This window comes from Marichromatium bheemlicum, assembly GCF_012276755.1.
GTDB lineage: Bacteria > Pseudomonadota > Gammaproteobacteria > Chromatiales > Chromatiaceae > Marichromatium > Marichromatium bheemlicum.
The window spans coordinates 1-19,450 of the sequence record NZ_JAAXKX010000010.1 but is presented as its reverse complement, the minus strand read 5'-3'; the positions used below and the strand labels follow the sequence as shown (position 1 = coordinate 19,450).

Here is a 19,450-nt window from a genome sequence, read left to right as displayed (position 1 = left end):
TCGCACCCCGCGCCGCCGGCTCGGCGCGGGGCGCGACAGGGGGTCAGACCAGATCGAAGCGATCGGCGTTCATCACCTTGGTCCAGGCGGCGGCGAAATCGTTGACGAACTTCTCGCGGTTGTCGTCCTGGGCATAGACCTCGGCATAGGCGCGTAGGACGGCGTTGGAGCCGAACACCAGGTCGACCCGGGTCGCGCTCCAGCGCAGCTCACCGCTGGCGCGGTCGCGGATCTCGTAGCGGTTCTCGCCCGTCGGCTCCCAGCGATAGCCCATGTCGGTGAGGTTGACGAAGAAATCGTTGCTCAACACCCCGACGCGATCGGTGAACACCCCGTGGTGGGTTCCGCCGTGGTTGGTGCCGAGCACCCGCATGCCCCCGATCAGCACCGTCATTTCGGGGGCGGTGAGGCCCATCAGCTGGGTGCGGTCGAGGAGCAGCTCCTCGGGGCTGACGGTGCCGTCCTGCTTGAGCCAGTTGCGATAGCCGTCGTGGACGGGTTCGAGCGGTGCGAAGGAGTCGACGTCGGTCATCTCCGCGCTGGCGTCGCCGCGACCGCGGGCGAAGGGGAGGTGGATCTCGAACCCGGCGGCGCGCGCCGCCTGCTCGACCCCGACGTTGCCGGCGAGCACGATGGTGTCGGCGAGGCTCGCGCCGGACGCCCTGGCGATGCCCTCGAGCACCCCGAGCACCCGGCCCAGCCGCTCGGGCTCGTTACCCGGCCAGTCCTTCTGCGGCGCGAGCCGGATGCGCGCGCCATTGGCGCCGCCGCGCAGGTCCGAGCCGCGGAAGGTGCGGGCGCTGTCCCAGGCGGTGGCGACCAGCTCGCCGACCCCGAGACCGCTCTCGGCAATCCGCGCCTTGAGCGCCTCGACGTCGTAGTCGGTCGGACCGGCGGGGATCGGGTCCTGCCAGATCAGGTCCTCGGCGGGGACGTCGGGGCCGATATAGCGCGCCTTGGGACCCATGTCGCGATGGGTGAGCTTGAACCAGGCGCGGGCGAAGACCTCGGAGAAGTAGGCCGGGTCCTGGTGGAAGCGCTCGGCGATCTTGCGGTAGGCCGGGTCCATCTTTATCGCCATGTCGGCGTCGGTCATGATCGGGGTGCGTCGGATCGACGGGTCCTCGACGTCGACCGGACGGTCGGCCTCGGCGATCTCGACCGGTTGCCACTGCCAGGCCCCGGCCGGGCTCTTCGCTAGCGCCCACTCGTGACCCAGCAGCATGTCGAAATAGCCGTTGTCCCAGCGCGTCGGGTGGGTCGTCCAGGCGCCCTCGATGCCGCTGGTGACCGCGTCGCGACCGATCCCCCGGGTGGTCTTGTTGATCCAGCCGAGCCCCTGATCCTCGGGGGCGGCGGCCTCGGGTTCGGGACCGAGCAGGGCGGCATCACCGTTGCCGTGACACTTGCCGACGGTGTGACCGCCGGCGGTGAGGGCGACCGTCTCCTCGTCGTCCATCGCCATGCGGGCGAAGGTCTCGCGCACGTCGCGCGCGGTGCGCAGCGGGTCGGGGTTGCCGTCGACCCCCTCGGGGTTGACGTAGATCAGCCCCATCATCACCGCCGCCAGCGGGTTCTCCAGGTCGCGCTCGCCGGAGTAGCGGCTCTCGGGGTTGTCCGTGGGGGCCAGCCACGCCTTCTCCGAGCCCCAGTAGATGTCCTGCTCGGGGTGCCAGATGTCCTCGCGCCCGAAGGCGAAGCCAAAGGTCTTGAGCCCCATCGACTCATAGGCGATGGTGCCGGCGAGCACGATCAGGTCGGCCCAGCTCACGCGGTTGCCGTACTTCTTCTTGATCGGCCACAGCAGGCGGCGCGCCTTGTCGAGGTTGACGTTGTCCGGCCAGCTGTTGAGCGGGGCGAAGCGCTGGTTGCCGGTGCCGGCGCCGCCGCGCCCGTCGGCGATGCGATAGCTGCCGGCGGCGTGCCAGGCCATGCGGATCATCAGCCCGCCATAGTGTCCCCAGTCGGCGGGCCACCACGCCTGGCTGTCGGTCATCAGCGCGTGCAGGTCGCGCTTGAGGCCCTCGACGTCGAGCTGTTCGAGCGCCTTGCGATAGTCGAAGTCCGCGCCCATCGGGTCGCTCTTGCGGTCGTGCTGGTGGAGGATGTCGAGGTTGAGCGCCTTCGGCCACCAGTCCATGTTGGTGGCGCCCACGGTGGTGTTCGCGCCGTGCATCACCGGACACTTGCCGGCCCCCTGGGGCGTTTGCTGGTTCATCGCGGATCTCCGTTCGTGGATGCGTCGATTGGAATGCACCGCCGTCGCGGCGTGTGCGGTATGGCATCAGCGTAGGAGGCAGGGCGAGCGGGCGCTAATCGTTTGGCTGCATTCACTCCATCGGCGATAGCGATCAGGTTGGTCTTTATGATTTGTGTTGATGCGCGAATCGTGCAGACCGCTCGGGCGCGGATCAGCCACGGGCGGGGCTGCGGCGGGAGAGGGGGCGGGACCGCTGCCCGCCCCGTGGCAGGCAGCGGTGGCGGCTCAGCGGTCCTCGAAGTGCGCCTCGCGCTTGGCGATGAAGGCGGCCATGCCCTCGCGCCGGTCGTGGGTGGCGAAGGCGGCGTGGAACACCCGTCGCTCGAAGCGCACGCCCTCGGTGAGCCCGACCTCGAAGGCGCGATTGACGCTCTCCTTGAGCATCATGCTGATCGGGATCGACTTGGCGGCGATCAGCCGCGCGGTGTCGAGCGCCTCGTCGAGCAGCCGGGCGGCGGGCACGACGCGCGCGACCAGACCGTAGCGCTCGGCCTCGGCGGCGTCGATCAGCCGTCCGGTGAGACACATCTCCATCGCCCTGGACTTGCCCACGGCGCGGGTCAGGCGCTGGGTGCCGCCCATCCCCGGAAGCACCCCCAGGTTGGTCTCCGGCAGGCCGAACCGAGCACCCTCTCCGGCGAGGATGATGTCGCACATCAGCGCCAGCTCGAAGCCGCCGCCGAGGGCGAAGCCGTTGACCGCGGCGATGATCGGCTTGCGCCGGGCGGCGATGCGGTCGCTGTCGCCGCAGAGGTCGTCGACATAGGTCTGGGGATAGCCGAGATCGGCGATCTCCTTGACGTCGGCACCGGCGGCGAAGGCCCGCTCCGAACCGGTGATGACGATACAGCCGATCCGTGGGTTGGCCTCCAGTTCGTCGAGCGCGTGGTTGAGTTCGCGGATCAAGCGGGCGTCGAGTGCGTTGAGCGCCTCCGGACGCTCGAGGGTGATCAGACCGACGCGGTCGTGGATCTGCAACTGGATGGGACGATCGCTCATGGGGCGGCTCCTGCTCAGAGATTGCGCGAGATCACCAGACGCTGGATGTCGCTGGTGCCCTCATAGATCTGACAGACACGGACGTCGCGATAGATGCGCTCGATCGGGAAGTCGCTGAGATAGCCGTAGCCGCCGAGCGTCTGCAGCGCCGAGGAGCAGACCCGCTCGGCCATCTCCGAGGCGAACAGCTTGGCCATCGAGGCCTCCACCAGCGCCGGTTGATCGGCATCGCGCAGGGCCGCGGCGTGGTGCACCATCTGGCGGGCGACGGCGATCTGGGTGGCCATGTCGGCGAGCCGGAAGGCCACCGCCTGGTGCTCGATGATCGGCTTGCCGAAGCTCTCGCGCTCGCGGGCGTAGTCGCGCGCGGCCTCGAAGGCGGCGCGCGCCATGCCGACGGACTGCGCGGCGATGCCGATGCGCCCGCCCTCGAGGTTGGCCAGGGCGATGCGGTAGCCCTCGCCCTCGGCGCCGAGCCGATTCTCGACCGGGACCCGCACCCCCTCGAGCAGGAGCTGACAGGTGTCCGAGGCGCGCTGGCCGAGCTTGTCCTCGACCCGGCTGACGCTGTAGCCGGGGCTGTCGGTGGGCACGATGAAGGCGCTGATGCCGCGCTTGCCGGCCGCCGCGTCGGTGACGGCAAAGACGATCACCACCCCGGCGGTGCGCCCCGAGGTGATGAACTGCTTGCAGCCGTCGAGCACGTAGTGATCGCCCTCGCGGCGCGCCCGGGTCTTGAGCTGGCGCGCGTCGGAGCCGGCCTGGGGCTCGCTCAGGGCGAAGGCGCCGAGCAGCTCGCCGCTGGCCATGGGGGTGAGGAAGCGGTCTTTCTGGGCAGCGTCGCCGAAGCGCAGGATCGGCATGCAGCTCACCGAGTTGTGCACGCTCATGATGGTCGAGCAGGCGCCGTCGCCGGCGGCGATCTCCTCGAGCGCCATGGCATAGGCGAGATAGCCGGTGTCGCTGCCGCCCCACTGCTCGGGCACCAGCATGCCGAGAAAGCCGAGTTCCCCCATCTCGGCGATGGCCGCCTCGGGGAAGCGGTGCTCGCGGTCCCACTCGGCGGCGAAGGGGGCGAGACGCCTCTGCGCGAACTGACGCGCGGCCTCGCCGAGCAGGCGTTGTTCTTCGTTGGGCAGCATGGGCCGGATCCTCCTACAGACACTCGATGGCCATCGCGGTGGCCTCGCCACCACCGATGCACAGGCTCGCTACGCCGCGCCTCAGACCGCGCTGGCGCAGTGCCGCGAGCAGGGTGACCAGGATGCGCGCGCCCGAGGCGCCGATCGGATGACCGAGGGCGCAGGCGCCGCCGTGGACGTTGACCTTGTCGTGGGGGATGGCGAGTTTCTGCATCGCCACCAGGGTGACCACCGCGAAGGCCTCGTTGATCTCGAACAGGTCGACGGTGTCGAGCGACCAGCCGGTCTTGTGCATCAGCCGCTCGATCGCACCGATCGGCGCCTCCGGGAAGCGCGCCGGGGCGTCGGCGAAGGCGGCGTGGCCGTGGATCACCGCCAGCGGCGCCAGCCCGCGGCGCTCGGCCTCGGCGCGGCGCATCAGGATCAGCGCGGCGGCGCCGTCGGAGATCGAGCTGGAGTTGGCGGCGGTGACGGTGCCGCCCTCGCGAAACGCCGGTCGCAGCCCGGGGATCTTGTCGAGCCGGGCGCGCGGCGGTTGCTCGTCGTCGACGATCAGCCGCTGTTCCTTGCCGATGCGCACCTGCAGCGGGGTGATCTCGTCGCGGAAGTGCCCGTCGTCGATCGCCCGCTGGGCGCGGGTCAGCGACTCGATGGCGAAGGCGTCCTGGGTCTCGCGGTCGAGCCCGTTGGCCGCGGCGCAGTCCTCGGCGAAGGTGCCCATCAGCCGGCCCTTGTCGTAGGCGTCTTCCAAGCCGTCGAGGAACATGTGGTCGAGCACCCGGCCATGCCCCATGCGATAGCCGCCGCGGGCGCGATCGAGCAGATAGGGGGCGTTGGACATGCTCTCCATGCCCCCGGCGACCACCACCTCGGCGCTGCCGGCGAGCAGCATGTCGTGGCCGTGGATGGCCGCCGCCATGCCCGAGCCGCACATCTTGTTGATGGTGGTGCAGCGCGTCGACTGATCCAGCCCGGCGCCGAGCGCGGCCTGACGCGCCGGTGCCTGGCCCAGCCCGGCGGGCAGCACGCAGCCGAACAGCACCTCGTCGATGCTGTCGGCGCTGATGCCGGCGCGCTCGACGGCGGCGCCGATCGCGGCGCTGCCGAGCTGCGGGGCGGTGAGCCCGCCGAGCACGCCCTGGAAGCCGCCCATCGGGGTGCGGGCAGCGCTGACGATGACGATCGGATCCTGGTCCATCATGACGACTCCTCTATCTGGCGGCCATGCGCAAGGCGCCGTCGAGACGGATCACCTCGCCGTTGAGCATGGGGTTGGTGACGATCGTGCGGACCAGCGCGGCGTACTCGGCCGGGCGCCCGAGCCGGGGCGGGAAGGGCACGCCGGCGGCGAGCGAGGCGCGCACCTCCTCGCTCATCCCGGCCATCATCGGGGTCTCGAAGATGCCCGGGGCGATGGTCATCACGCGGATGCCGAAGCGCGCCAGCTCACGCGCCGCCGGCAGGGTGAGGCTGGCGACGGCGCCCTTGGAGGCGGCATAGGCGGCCTGACCGATCTGGCCGTCGGCGGCGGCGATCGAGCCGGTGTTGACGATCACCCCGCGCTCGCCGTCGGCGTCGGGCGCGTTCTCGGCGATCAGCGGTGCGGCCAGGCGCATCAGGTTGAAGCTGCCGATGAGGTTGATGTCGATCACCCGACGGAACCCGTCCAGGGCGTGCGGGCCCTGGCGACCGAGGATCTTCTCGCCGTGCGCGACCCCGGCGCAGTTGATCAGTCCGTGCAGGGCGCCGTGGGCGGCGAGGGTGTCCTGGAGCGCGGCCTCGACCGCGGCCTCGTCACGGATGTCGGCGCGGCTGGCGCGACAGCCGAGTTGCTCGGCCCGCTCGGCCAGTGCCGCGGCGTCGATGTCGACCAGCATCACCCGCGCGCCGGCGCCGATCAGCATCTCGGCGGTGGCCGCGCCCAGCCCGGAGGCCCCGCCGCTGACGAGAAAGACCTTGTCTTCGATCTGCATCCTGCTCTCCTTTTTTCCCTTCAGGCCGAGGCGGCGTGCGCCTCGGCGGGTTGCCCGGTGGCCGCCTCGCGCATCCTGGCGATCTCCTGGTTGCGCAGGATGAAGCGCTGCAGCTTGCCGCTGGAGGTCTTAGGCAGCTCGGCGACGAACTCGATCTCGCGCGGATAGGCGTGCGCGGCCAGGCGCTCGCGCACGTGTTGGCGCAGCTCCTCGGCCAGCGCGGCGGCTTGGGCCTCGACCTCTGCCGGGGTCAACTCGGGCGCTGGTTCATGGTCCGGGCCGAGCACCACGAAGGCCTTGACCACCTCGGTGCGCTCCGGGTCGGGCTTGCCGACCACCGCCGCCTCGACCACCGCCGGATGCTCGATCAGCGCGCTCTCGATGTCGAAGGGCCCGACGCGATAGCCCGAGGTGGTGATGACGTCGTCGCTGCGCCCGACGAAGCTGATGCTGCCGTCCGGGTTGAGCTCCACGGTGTCGCCGCTGAGGTAGTAGTCGCCGACGAAGGCGTTGGTCGGGGCGTTGAGATAGCCGCCGAACCAGAACAGCGGCGACTGGCTGCGATCGAGCGCGAGGATGCCCGGCTGGCCCGGCGGCAGCTCACGCTGCTGTTCGTCGAGCACGACGATGCGATGCCCCGGCGAGGCGAACCCGGCCGAGCCGAGGTGCACCGGGTGGCGCAGCGCGTGGTGATTGCACAGCACCATGCCGAGTTCGGTCTGGCCGTAGTGGTCGTGGATGACCACATCGAGCTGGCGCGCGAACCAGCGGATCACCTCCGGGTTCAGCGGTTCGCCGGCGCTGCTGACCACGCGCAGCCGACCGCGCGCCGCCGCGGCGAAGGTCTCGCCCCCGGCGATCAGCAGCCGATAGGCGGTGGGGGAGCCGGCGAGGTTGGTGATGCCGTACCGCTCGATCACCCGGCTGGTGCTCTCGACCGTGAAGGGGCCCTCGTAGAAGGTCGTCGCGTGCCCCAGCGACAGCGGACCGGTGACGCCGAAGTAGACGCCATAGGCCCAGCCCGGATCGGCGATGTTCCAGAAGGCGTCGTCGGGGCGCAGGTCCACCGCGTCGCGCATATAGCCCTGGAAGGCGACGATCGCCTTCAGCGGCACGTGCAGCGCCTTGGCCGGTCCGGTGGTGCCGGAGGTGAACATCAGCAGGAAGGGGGCCTCGCCGTCGAGCATCACCGGCGCACAGTCGCTCGAGTGCTGTTCGAGCACGGCCCAGAAGTCGTGATCCCGTCCATTCGTTGGGGTGTCGATGGTGACGACCTGGGGCGTGGCCTCGATATCGTCGAGCTTGGCGCGGTTGCGCCCGTCGGTGATCACCACCCTGGCCCCTGAGGTGGTCAACCGGTAGTCGATTGCCTTGGGCCCGAAGGCGGTAAAGAGCGGCTGGTAGACGGCGCCGAGCCGCCAGGTGGCGAGCACGGTGATCAGCAGTTCAACCCGGCGCGGCAGCAGCCCGGCGACGGTGTCGCCCTGGCCGATGCCCTGCGCGCGCAGGAAGTTGGCCAGCCGTGCGGCGCGGTCCCTGAGCTCGGCGAAGGTATGGGTCGCGCTGCGGCCGTCCTCGCCCTCCCAGAACAGGGCGATGTCGTCGGAGTCGGCATGTCGGTCGCAACACTCGATACAGGCATTGAGTGCCCTGAGGCTGCCCGAGAGCGCCGCCTCGGCGGCCCCTCGATGATCGAACTGCGTGATCGCTGCTTGGTAGTCGCGCATCGCCAGTGTCCCCCGCGTCCTTTTGGTGATTGGGATCGCTCCGCATGGAGCATGCGGTCATGCCGTCGTGATACTGGCGTGGCACGGGTTGGCGGACAATGGTCGAAGGGCTCAAGTTGTCTGAGCGATTTGAACAACAGCGATCGAATTGTCGATCATGCAAATATGCTGATGGACTGGGGCGCGCTCGGGGGCTGGACCAGCGTCGGGCGTGCTGGGATAGCGGGGCGACGGGTCGGGATCAGCCGGAGGCGTCGAGGATCAGGCTGCGATAGTGCCCCGGGTTCGAGCCACACCACTTGCGGAAGGCCTTGTAGAAGGAACTGACGTCGGCAAAGCCCAGCCGCTCGGCGATCTCGGCGAAACCGAGCTGCGGCTCGGCCAGCCAGCCGATGGCCAGCTCCTTGCGCACGCCGTCCTTGAGCCCCTGATAGGTCTGTCCCTCCTCGGCGAGACGCCGCCGCAGGGTCGAGGTCGACATGTGCAGCCGCTGCGCCAGGACCTCGGCCCGCGGCCACTGCTCGGCAGGCAGCTGGCGCAGATCGTTGCGGATCCGGCTCGCCAGGCTCTGCGGGTCGCGGTACTTGACCAGGATGTTGGCCGGGGCCTGGGCGAGGAAGTGCGCGAGTTCGGCCTCGCTGCGCCTGACCGGCAGGTCCAGACAGTCGGCCGAGACGATCATCCGCGTGCGCGGCTGGTCGAAACGCAGGTTCTCCGAGAACATCACCCGATAGTCGTCGCAGAACGCCGGCGCCGGACAGCGCAGATCGATCGCCAGGATCGGGATACGTCGCCCCGACAGCCAGCAGGCCGCGCCGTGCACGATCATCCAATAGGTGAAATAGGTGAAGGCCCGGCGGGGAGGGGCATCCCCCTCGTGCAGCACGATCTCCGCCAACCCCTGCTGGCGCACCAGCCGCGCCGACATCGCATCGAGCATCAACGACAGGAAGGCCAGCGCCGAGGCCAGCGCCGCCTCGAGCGTCTCCTGCGCCATCGACGAGCGACAGAGGAAGGCCAGGCTGCCGCACCGGAGTCGGCGCGGGTTCATGCCGAAGAACTCGTCGTCGAGACGACGCGCGAGCAGCCGCCACAGCCGGCCATAGGCGGCGGCCGAGACGCGGGCGTCGTTGCACGCCCAGCGCGCGGGATCGATACCGGCTGCGCCCAGTACCGCATCGGTGGCTGCGCCCGGCTCGCAGCACTGCTGCAGCGCCTCGCGAACCAGCTGCATGGAGATGGTGTCCTTCTCGGGGGGCTTGCGTAACGGCATGTGTTGACCGGGTGTCCTGACTCGGGCCGACCCCGATGGTACAACATGGCCGAGGTAGTGCCGTAGGGTGGGGGCTTCGCGCGGTTGCTGGTAACGGCAACTGGGTGTTGTAGGGTGGTGCGGGCATTCTTGTGCAAACGGATGTCCACCGATGATCAGGCTCCCGGGCTGTGGAATGTTGCGCGAGCGGTGGCTTCGTGAATCAGAAGCTCCAACACCTCGCGGGCTCGGAACAAAAGATAGCTTCGACGGGGAATATGATCACACGGGGCGCAACAATTAGTGTAAATATTGAGCGTTTAGGAACGCTGGATTTTGAGAGGGTAGAATGGTATTAGACTTCGGGAAGTTGAACGCTGGAGCAGTATCGAAGCAGACTGATCCGCGAAAGATATTCACCACACTAAAACGTGATGTCAGATTCAAACGTCCACTAGATGAACAAGCGGATGTCCTAGATGCGTGGCATTGCCGTAGAGCCGCAAAGGATTTGACAATTAAAATGAACACTGGTGGTGGAAAAACAGTGGTCGGCCTGCTTTGCCTTCAGAGTTCACTCAACGAAAACGTGAAGCCGGCTGTCTATATAACTCCTGACAGTTTCCTAGTGGATCAAGTGCTTGCCGAAGCTGAGGCGCTAGGCATCCCCGCGACAAGTGACGAAAAGAATCCAGAGTTTATGGCGGGCCGTTCTATCCTGGTCGCCAATGTATTCAAGCTCTTCAACGGGCGCTCGGTATTCGGTATAGGTGAAACGAAGATCCCGATTGGCAGCGTTGTGATCGACGATGCCCACGCGTGCTTAGGTGTTGTGCATGATCAGTTCTGCATAAAATCAAAAGCGGGAAGCCCAGTCTACGACGAACTGTTAAAGATCTTCGAAAGGGATCTGCAAGATCAATCGCCGTCCGGACTGCTCGACGTTAAAGATAACGACCCCAGCATTGTCATGGCAGTGCCGTACTGGGCTTGGCAAAATCGCAAAGACGAAATCATTGCTCTCCTTCACCGCAATAGGAATACCGAAGAACTTCAATGGAATTGGCCGCTGCTGAGCGACTGCATCCCGTTTTGCTCCTGTGTTTTTGGGGGAGGCCGACTTGAGATTGCACCACGGTTTATCCCCATCGACCGCGTCTCTGCCTTCCACGCCGCACAAAGGCGCATTTATATGACGGCGACGCTAGCCGACGACACGATTTTGGTCAGCCATTTTAAGGCAAACGCAGGCGATGTTGCTCAACCCATAAGACCAAGGGGAGGTGGCGACATAGGGGATCGAATGATCCTCGCGCCTCAGGAAATCAACCCGGACTGTCAGGGCTATCGCATCAAGGATCTCTAATATTATAAGATGCCAATATCTTTTGATATCAGTCTATTGTCGCCATCGTGCATCGAAACTCCGTCCTTATTCCCACGAAAGATCTCGGACTGTGCAAGACAAGATCCGCAACTGGAGCGAGGCTTCGTCTTGATCATGGCGCCAAGAAGCGAGCCCTCGGCGAAACCTCGTCTTAAGCAACGAGTGCAGAACCCCCTATCGCTTTGAATTATATCTAATATTAGCGTAATCGAATATTAGGGGTGCTTGATGCGATAGCCCTGCCCGGACTGTACAGTCGAGGAACTCAGAAGCTTCGTATCTGATATTTCAAAGGAAGTGAACGTCGTTGTCATCGTGCCCTCTAAGCTACGAGCTGGCTTCTGGAGTCAAGTAGCCGACCAGATCTTGGACAAGAACAACATCCGCCAAGGGATCGATGCTCTCAAGAAGAGCCACGTCGGCCTAACTGTACTCATTAACAAGTACGACGGTATTGACCTGCCAGCGAAAGCGTGCGAGTTGCTTGTCATTGATGGCCTCCCCGAAGTGTACGGCCTGGTTGAACGCCTAGAGATGAAACTTCTTGACGGCACTAAGCGTCAGTTGGTGCGACAGGTCCAGCGAATCGAGCAAGGCATGGGGCGCGGCGTGCGATCAAGCGACGACCACTGCGTGGTATTGTTACTTGGAGGGAAGTTGACTCAGAGATTAAACATGCCCGAGGCCGAGCAGATGTTCTCGTCAGCGACCCGTGCTCAGATCACCCTTGGAAAGGAGGTTGCAGCGCAGGTTCGTGGCCAACCCATTGAAGAGCTGAAGCAGATTATTAATCTATGCCTCAAGCAGAATGACCAGTGGGTGCAAGCCGGTAGAAACTGTGTCGTAAATGCACCGGATTTAACTGAAGGTTATCTGAATTTTAATCAAATAAAGCTTCGGGAAGCGTTCGACGCTATCCGGATCGAAAGGTATGATGTCGCCTTTGGTAAAGCACAGGAAGCCGTCAATGAAGAAGAGGAACTTGCGGTTAAGGGGTTTCTCAAGCAACAACTAGCTGAATACACCAACTTTAAGATTCCTTCGAAAGCGCAGGAGCTGCAATTATCTGCATTGAGCGATAACCCGCGTGTACTAAAGCCAATTGCCGGTGCTACATATAAAAAGCTCAGCGCACCTGTTATTGGGCAAGCTGCGGCGGCTGTGAGCTTCATGGAGGAAAAGTTTCTAGAAGGTAACGATTTACTCATCTGGGTAAATGGCCTGCTTGACGATCTCGATTGGGGAGAGGCAGGAGCTAAACGGTTTGAGGCTGCTGTGCAGGATTTGGGTGGACTGTTGGGATTCGGATCGCAGCGACCGGAGGAAACACTGGGTCGAGGTCCGGATAATCTTTGGGCACTCGGCGAGCTTAAATACCTGGTTATCGAGTGCAAGAGCGGAGCCGTAAGGGCGGAAAAGATTTCGAAAGGTGACACCAATCAACTGAACGGATCCATCAACTGGTTCCATGAGAAGTACGACGCCACATGCTCTATGACGCCCATCATAGTTCACCCAAAGACGATCTTCGAATTCGCTGCGTCACCGCATGAAGAGATACGAATTGTGAATGACGATGGGCTTAAAAGACTCCGAAAAGCGGTTCGCGACTATTCTGAATCCCTGGCTATCTCTGGAGGATTCAGAGAGGCTAAAGAAGTGATGAAGCAACTTCAGCACTATCGGTTGACAGCAGGACAGATTGTCGAGATGTGTACAGTTGCTCAAAGGGCTAAGTAGAGATCCGCCACAGATCACACGGGACGTAACTGGCACTCTCTTGTCTTCATCTGAATCCGCGGTCAGTCAAAGCCATCTCCTTACACACAACTCACTCCAAGCCTCCAAGTTCTCGCTTCTTCTTGGGTGTCCTTTTCTTTCTCTGATCCCTCGTCGGCCTGGCCGAGCGGACGCATGAGCACGTCCCGCCTCGATGCCGAGGCGGGACGTGTCCGTCCCCTCAGAGTGATCCGATGCTGATGTTGAAGTGATTGGCGCAGGGCGTCTGTGGGCTGAAGACCACCGCCACCGGCAGCAGCGATCCCTTGGCCGAGCAGGTCTGGAGCGTGGCGCCGCTCAGCGAGACGTGAGCGCCCTGCATCTGCGGTCCACCCATCCACCAGTTGTTGGTTGTGGTGAAACTGCCCTGGGCGATGAGGATGTCCTTGCAGGTGATCTGCTTGTCGCCGATCTGCATCTCCAGTGTGCCCTCGACGGCGAAGTTCAGCTCGTCGGGGAAGTTGCCCTTGCTGTCACACGCCAGGGTCTGCCCCGGTCCCGCGTTCACCGCGTCCTTGAACCATTGCGCCACCGCCTTCGTCTTGTGGCGTCCCGCCTTGACCACGATCCGCGCCTCTTCCCCGTCCTTGCTCACCCCGGAGGTGACGCCGCTGTAGGGCTGCCCTTTGCTCACCGAGTGACCGGTCTCGGTGAACTCGAAGCTCTTCACCCCGGTGATGGCGAAGAAGACCTCGTTGTCGTGCTCGGTGGTCGCCTGCAGCGGCGCCGAGAGCATCAGCGCTAGGGCGCCGGGTGTGGAGAGTCGTCGCAACATGCGGGTTGGTTTCATCGGTGTCTTCCATCCATTGAATGTCATCTGTGGTGGGGAGAACGGCCGCTCCAGGTCGTCTGCTTGAACCCGGGGGGGCGAGCCGGCAGGGCTATCGCATCAAGGATCTCTAATATTATAAGATGCCAATATCTTTTGATATCAGTCTATTGTCGCCATCGTGCATCGAAACTCCGTCCTTATTCCCACGAAAGATCTCGGACTGTGCAAGACAAGATCCGCAACTGGAGCGAGGCTTCGTCTTGATCATGGCGCCAAGAAGCGAGCCCTCGGCGAAACCTCGTCTTAAGCAACGAGTGCAGAACCCCCTATCGCTTTGAATTATATCTAATATTAGCGTAATCGAATATTAGGGGTGCTTGATGCGATAGCCCTGGGCGAGCCGGACGGCCTGCCTGGTCGATGTGCGTGTGACGAGGAGAAATGAAACCGTGCGGCGACACCTTTCGTCGCCCGGTGAACGGGCAGAGATCGGCTAGGTGTGCGGGGAGCTGTCCCGATCAGACCGGGGCGGGATCCCTGCGCCGGTCCCCAAGGGCCATCGATATCGAGCAGGAGCTGAAAACGGCATTGATCGTGCATGGAGACTCACATGCGGGGCCGTTCAATGCCGTCACTGGGGAAATTGATGATCGATTGTCGCTTTTCTCTCATCGAAGAATGTCCCTTTTCTCACAACTTTCTCGAACCGATGGATGAAGAAGCGGGGGAAGCGCCGTCAGGGCCATTCTGCCGATCCGGAACCCTCTGAATGGAAGGCCTGCTCGTGTCGTCAAAACCGAAGATCAAAGAGTTGCTCGTCGAGAGCGCCTGCGAACACAACAAGGGCCACAAGAAAGGACCTTGCAACACGCCCACGCCTGGGGCCACCACCGGCGGTTGCGCCCTCGACGGCGCCCAGATCGCCCTGTTTCCCTTCGCCGATGCCGCCCACCTGATCCATGGTCCCATGTCCTGCGTCGGCGGGGCCTGGGAGACGCGTCTGACGCCGACGAGCTGGCCCGGTCGCGACCTGACCCAGACCGGCTTCGCCACCGACATCAACACCAACGATGTCGTCTTCAGCGGCGAGAAGAAGCTGGCCGAGGCGATCGACCATGTCATCACGCACTATGCGCCCGAGGCCGTCTTCGTCTACTCGACCTGTGTCACCGCGCTGACCGGGGACGACATCGACGCCGTCTGCAGGCAGGGCAGCGAGAGACACGGCACGCCCTGCGTGCCGGTGCATGCCCCCGGCTTCGTCGGTGCCAAGAATCTGGGCAGCCGCATCGCCGGGGAGGCGGTGCTGCGCCACCTGATCGGGACCAAGGAGCCGGAGGACACCACCCCCTTCGACATCAACCTGATCGGCGAGCACAACAACACCGGCGAGCTGTGGCGTTACCGTCATCTGCTCGAGGAGCTCGGCATCCGCGTGCGCTCGACCTTCAGCGGCGACGGTCGCATCGCCAGCATCCGCACTGCCCATCGCGCCAAGCTCAATGTGATCGTCTGCGCCAAGTCGTTGATCTCCATGACCCGCAAGATGGAGGAACAATATGGGATTCCCTGGATCTCCTGCTCCTTCTACGGCATGACCGATACCTCGAACAGCATCCTGGCCATCGCCGAGGCGCTGGGCGATGCCGACCTGATCGCCCGCACCCGCGCCTTGATCGCCCGCGAGGAGGCGCGACTGGAGGAGACGCTGATCCCCTACCGGGCGGTCTTCGCCGGCAAGAAGGCGGTGCTCAACACCGGTGGCAACAAGTCCTGGTCGATCGCCTCGGCGTTACAGGACCTGGGCATCGAGGTGGTGGCGACCTCGGTGCGCAAGTCGACCGAGGCGGACAAGGCCAAGGCGCGTCAATACCTCGGCGAGGACGCCATCCTGATGACCAGCCCGGCGAGTCAGCAGGCGCAGGTGATCGACGACACCGGGGCCCATCTGCTCCTGGCCGGCGGTCGCTCGCTCTATACCGCAATCAAGAAGCGGATTGCCTTCACCGACGTCAATCAGGAGAAGAAGAAGAGCTACGGCGGTTACGACGGGCTCCTGGTCCTCGCCGAGGACCTCAAGAACTCACTGCAGAATCCGGTCTTCGAACTGGTCGACAGGAAGGCACCATGGCGGAAGTAAGACGCAAGACGGGCAAACCGTTGCAGGTCAACCCGCATAAACTCTCGCAGCCGATGGGCGCGACCCTGGCGTTCCTCGGCGTCGACCGCTGCATGCCGCTGATGCACGGCGCCCAGGGCTGCGCGAGCTTCACCAAGGTGATGTTCACCCGTCATTTCTGCGAGCCCATCGCCCTGCAGACGACCGCCGTGACCGATGTGACGGCGGTGCTGGATGGCGGCGACTACAGCATCACCGAGTCGATCAAGAACATCGGCGACAAGGTCTCCCCGGCGTTGATCGGCGTGCATACCACCGGGCTGACCGAGACCAAGGGGGACGATCTTCGGGGCGTCGCCAGCAAGATCGAGGCACCCCTGGTCTATGTGAATACCCCCGACTACCAGGGCGGGCTGGAGAGCGGCTGGACCCTGACCGTCCAGGCGCTGATCGAGCAGCTCACCGAGCCGTGCGAGCGCACCGACGCGCGCAAGGTCGTCCTGGTCCCCCACGTCAGCATGCAGCCGATCGAGGTGGAGAAGCTGCGGGAGTTCATCGAGGCATTCGGCTTCGAGGTCGTCGCCGTGCCCGATCTGTCCTCGTCCCTCGACAATCACCTGGGGGAGAAACAGGCGTCGCTGAGCGGTGGCGGGGTGACGGTCGCCGAACTCGAGGGGCTGGCGGACGCGGGCACGGTCGTCACCGTCGGGGCCTCGGTCAAGCCCGTCGGCGCGACCCTGCAGAAGAAGAATCCGGCCATCCGGCATCGACACTTCGCCCATGTGAGCGGTCTGGTCGGGACCGACGAGCTGGTCGCCTGGCTGCTCGAGACGAGCGCTCGGGACACCCCTCCGGCGGTGGTGGAGCGCTGGCGCAAGCGCCTGCAGGACGCCATGCTCGACAGCCATTTCTCCATCGGACAGACCCGCTTCCTGCTGGTCGCCGAGCCCGATCACCTGGCGGCCATGGCCGCCTCCTTGCGCGAGGTGGGCGGCAAGGTCGCCCTGGCGATCGCCACGGTCGACTCACCGGTCCTCGGCGCCATCGAGGCCGATCGGGTGATCGTCGGAGACCTCGAGGATGCCGAGCAGCTGTGTGACGACTACGACATCATCATCGGCAACTTCCACACCGAGGCCCTGGCGCATCGGGTGGGGAAGCGCGCGGTGATGCGCGGCTTCCCCAACTATGAGGAGATCGGCAGCGCCCTGAAGAATGACGTGCTCTACGAGGGCGGGGCCTACTTCCTCTTCGACATCGCCAATGCCGCCGAGCGGATGCGCGAGGCGGAGGTTCACCACGCGCGTGAACGGATCAAGCAGCAGGGGGCCGCTGCCTGACGCGTGACGCCGTCACCAAACGCGCGGTTCATCCGATGGGGCGCGGGCCTCGGTCGGGTGAGCCGCGCGGTGAGATCCGCTGCTGGCGCCGTGATTCGCTGATCGCGGCGCCAGATCGAGCGGGGCAGGGCAGCGCCCGATTGCGAAACCTCAGCGTAAGACTGCCCGAGAAGCGCCGATAATCCCGACAAGAATCATTGCTCCGCGAAGCGGCCGCTGCTCGCCCCATGGTCGAGCGCGCCAGCAGGCAGGTCGCGCTTGAAGTCGTACCCGCTTGGGTCCGCTTGGCCGATCCGCATCGGCCCACTCACCAACCTCGTACCCGCGCAGTCTCACACCCATGACCACCAGGATGCCCCCATCTGTCCTCCCGCTCGGCCTGCTGCTCGTCGGCCTGTTGCTCACCGGCGCGAGCCTCGCCGCGCCGCCCGCCACCGACACCAACGCGCTGGGCATGACCTTCCGCCTGATCCCGGCCGGCAGCTTTCAGATGGGCTGCGACACGATCCGCCAGCGCTGCGACAAGGGCGAGCAGCCCGTGCACCGCGTCACCATTGCCCAACCCTTCTATCTGGCCGAGACCGAGGTCACCCAGCGGCAATGGCAGGCGGTGATGGGCGAGAACCCGTCCCACTTCAAGGACCCGGACAACCCGGTCGAGCAGGTCTCCTGGAAGGACGCCCAGGCCTTCGTGCGCGCGCTCAACCAGCGCCCGGATCTGGGCGGCGGCTATCGTCTGCCGAGCGAGGCCGAGTGGGAATACGCCACCCGCGCCGGCACCCAGACCGACTACTGGTTCGGCGACGGCGAGGATGAGCGAGCGCTGAACCGCCACGTCTGGCATCTCTTCTCCTCGCACGAGCAGCCCCATCCGGTGGCCAGCAAGCCGGCCAACCCCTGGGGACTCTACGAGGTGCACGGAAACGTCTGGGAGTGGGTCGCCGACTGCGCCCACCCAGACTATGTCGGCGCCCCGAGCGACGGCAGCGCCTGGACCCAGGACTGTCAGCGCATGCGCGACGGCACGCCGATGCGCATCGCGCGCGGCGGGGCCTGGTATCTCTATCCCAACGGCGCCCGCTCCGCCTTCCGCTTCCGCTACGGCCCGGACATCCGCCACTATGGCTTCGGGCTGCGTCTGGCGCGCTCGGTCGAGACCGAGACGGTGGAGCGATAGCCGAGCGCCATCGGGATCGAAACCTTGGCCGTCGTCGTTGGATTGGTGTCGAAGGGGCGCCCCCGGACGCGCGGTTGCCGGTCGTTCAGGCCGATGCCCCCGCGGGCGAGGACGAGTGCCCTCATGCAGCCGCAGTCGTTAGGGATGGTGCGCTGTTATCGGCGAAGAGCGCCCGAGCACGTCGGACCCCACGCAGATAGCGACATTCGCGCCGTGCCGCGAGCGCTGTCAGCCGTTCCGGTGCGCCGATCGCAGCGCCGAAGCCCTTGAGCAGGAAACCCGCGTGCTCGACGAAGCGCTCGGGGGCGATGCCGAGCCGGGTGAGGATCTTGGGCAGCTCGGCCGGGATCGACCCGCGCTTGCGCGGATGCAGGGCGCGGCCGAGCGAGTCGACGAGGGTCAGGTAATTGTCGAAGGAGAAGGGAATGACGGCGGGGCATTCGGCGGTGTTGCCGAATGGCATCAGTGGGGCAGGTGGTAAACGGTTGAGAGCAGCTTCCCAGAGTTCAGCGCTACGCACGTCTGTCGTGGGTTCCGTGGATGTTGCTGCTGGAGAGGAGGGTGGATGCGATGGGCCTTGCCGGGTCTGTGGCGCCGCTTTTGCTTCATCCCCATCCCCTTGCAAGTCGGCAATCCGTGCCGCGATCCCGGTATGCGCACTCTCCTCCGGCGTCTCCGCGATCCCGGCGCGGATCGGGTTGAGATCGACATAGGCCATCACCGCCAACAGCGCCGTCTCGTCGAGGATCGCCTGCGAGCGGAAGCGTCCCTCCCAGAACCGTCCGCGTACCCCGTCCTCCCGATTCGCCGCCCGCGCGATCGACTCGTTCAACACCCGCATGAACCACGAGAGATCCGCCAGCCGCGCCCGGTAGGTCGCGACCAATTCCGCGACCAGATCCAACTCCGCCTCGGTCATCCCCGCCCGCGTCGCAGGCGACAGAAACCGCTCCACCACTACAGGCCCGCGGAACAGACAGCGCCAGCGCCGCAACACCTCGGTATCCGACCACTGAGCGGCGCGATCCGCATCCACCCGCACCACCAGATGCACGTGATTGCTCATCACCGCGTAGGCCGCGACATCGATTGCGAACACCCCCGCGAGCTGGCGCAACCGCAACTCCACCCACCCGCGCCGATGCTCGAAGCTCCGTTCGGTCAACCGATCGAAGCCGCAGAGATACGCCCGGCGCACGCACCGCGTGACGACGTGATACCAGGGCGTATCGGACAAGGAGACGAGCGAGGCGCGGGGACGGGTCATGGGGCATCTCCGCTGGAGGTGTTGGAGGAAGCGTAGGAGAGGGCCTCGGGAGCGTCAACGGTAAGTGGGTGTCCTTAACGGTAGATCTTAACGGTAGATGCGATAGCCCTGGCGGACAGTCCGGCCCATGACTCGGGGTCCCGGCGGTTCGCTACACCTTTCCGGGGAGAGGGCTTTCACCTCCAATCTCTTGCCGGCTTTTCCCGGCGCTCTGGGTGTCCTTAACGGTATCCTTAACGGTAACCGACGGCCTGTG

14 protein-coding genes are annotated in these 19,450 nt (G+C 65.1%); 5 read left to right on the top strand and 9 right to left on the bottom strand.

All coding sequences use genetic code 11. From position 1 onward, the window contains the following. Positions 1–43: 43 nt before the first annotated feature. The 7 genes from katG to HF203_RS08545 form a co-directional block, all read right to left on the bottom strand. Entirely contained in the window at positions 44–2,218 is a 2,175-nt protein-coding gene (gene katG / locus HF203_RS08575) for a catalase/peroxidase HPI (protein ID WP_168668677.1), read from the bottom strand. Between the two features lie 267 nt (positions 2,219–2,485). Then, complete coding sequence (locus HF203_RS08570) at positions 2,486–3,259, bottom strand: enoyl-CoA hydratase-related protein (RefSeq protein ID WP_168668675.1); 774 nt, start codon at positions 3,257–3,259, stop codon at positions 2,486–2,488. A gap of 14 nt (positions 3,260–3,273) precedes the next feature. Continuing rightward, complete coding sequence (locus tag HF203_RS08565) at positions 3,274–4,401, bottom strand: acyl-CoA dehydrogenase (RefSeq protein ID WP_168668673.1); 1,128 nt, start codon at positions 4,399–4,401, stop codon at positions 3,274–3,276. Positions 4,402–4,414: 13 nt separating this feature from the next. Next, a complete protein-coding gene (locus HF203_RS08560; RefSeq protein ID WP_343043898.1) occupies positions 4,415–5,602 on the bottom strand; it encodes an acetyl-CoA C-acyltransferase in 1,188 nt (395 codons plus the stop codon). A gap of 10 nt (positions 5,603–5,612) precedes the next feature. Beyond that, complete coding sequence (locus HF203_RS08555) at positions 5,613–6,374, bottom strand: SDR family NAD(P)-dependent oxidoreductase (protein ID WP_168668671.1); 762 nt, start codon at positions 6,372–6,374, stop codon at positions 5,613–5,615. 20 nt (positions 6,375–6,394) lie between these two features. Then, a complete protein-coding gene (locus HF203_RS08550) occupies positions 6,395–8,101 on the bottom strand; it encodes an AMP-binding protein (protein ID WP_168668669.1) in 1,707 nt (568 codons plus the stop codon). Between the two features lie 241 nt (positions 8,102–8,342). Next, positions 8,343–9,374, bottom strand: coding sequence for an AraC family transcriptional regulator (locus HF203_RS08545; RefSeq protein WP_168668667.1), 1,032 nt, complete (start codon positions 9,372–9,374; stop codon positions 8,343–8,345). Positions 9,375–9,702: 328 nt separating this feature from the next. Here HF203_RS08545 and HF203_RS08540 point away from each other — a divergent pair, with 328 nt between their 5' ends. Together HF203_RS08540 and HF203_RS08535 are read left to right on the top strand one after the other, a co-directional pair. Further along, positions 9,703–10,719, top strand: a complete 1,017-nt coding sequence (locus HF203_RS08540; protein WP_210424708.1) for a DEAD/DEAH box helicase — start codon at positions 9,703–9,705, stop codon at positions 10,717–10,719. Positions 10,720–11,106: 387 nt separating this feature from the next. Beyond that, a complete protein-coding gene (locus tag HF203_RS08535) occupies positions 11,107–12,480 on the top strand; it encodes a helicase C-terminal domain-containing protein (protein ID WP_210424707.1) in 1,374 nt (457 codons plus the stop codon). A gap of 220 nt (positions 12,481–12,700) precedes the next feature. On the opposite strand, the gene HF203_RS08530 is transcribed toward HF203_RS08535, so the two are convergent. Then, entirely contained in the window at positions 12,701–13,309 is a 609-nt protein-coding gene (locus tag HF203_RS08530) for a hypothetical protein (protein ID WP_168668665.1), read from the bottom strand. A 751-nt stretch (positions 13,310–14,060) separates the two neighbouring features. Between HF203_RS08530 and nifE the strand changes: the two genes are divergently transcribed. The 3 genes from nifE to HF203_RS08515 all read left to right on the top strand — a co-directional run bounded on the left by nifE (position 14,061) and on the right by HF203_RS08515 (position 17,927). Further along, positions 14,061–15,431 carry a nitrogenase iron-molybdenum cofactor biosynthesis protein NifE gene (gene nifE, locus HF203_RS08525; protein WP_210424706.1) on the top strand — a complete coding sequence of 457 codons (1,371 nt, stop codon included), beginning with the start codon at positions 14,061–14,063 and terminating at the stop codon, positions 15,429–15,431. Beyond that, the gene (nifN, locus tag HF203_RS08520) at positions 15,419–16,750 is read left to right on the top strand and encodes a nitrogenase iron-molybdenum cofactor biosynthesis protein NifN (protein WP_168668663.1); all 1,332 of its coding nucleotides are present in this window, start codon (positions 15,419–15,421) and stop codon (positions 16,748–16,750) included. The genes nifE and nifN overlap by 13 nt, the downstream gene beginning before the upstream one ends. A 352-nt stretch (positions 16,751–17,102) precedes the next feature. Further along, positions 17,103–17,927 carry a formylglycine-generating enzyme family protein gene (locus HF203_RS08515; protein ID WP_246221711.1) on the top strand — a complete coding sequence of 275 codons (825 nt, stop codon included), beginning with the start codon at positions 17,103–17,105 and terminating at the stop codon, positions 17,925–17,927. A 121-nt stretch (positions 17,928–18,048) separates the two neighbouring features. On the opposite strand, the gene HF203_RS08510 is transcribed toward HF203_RS08515, so the two are convergent. Beyond that, on the bottom strand, positions 18,049–19,194 hold the full coding sequence (locus HF203_RS08510; RefSeq protein WP_168668659.1) for a transposase: 1,146 nt from the start codon (positions 19,192–19,194) through the stop codon (positions 18,049–18,051). Between the last annotated feature and the right edge of the window lie 256 nt (positions 19,195–19,450).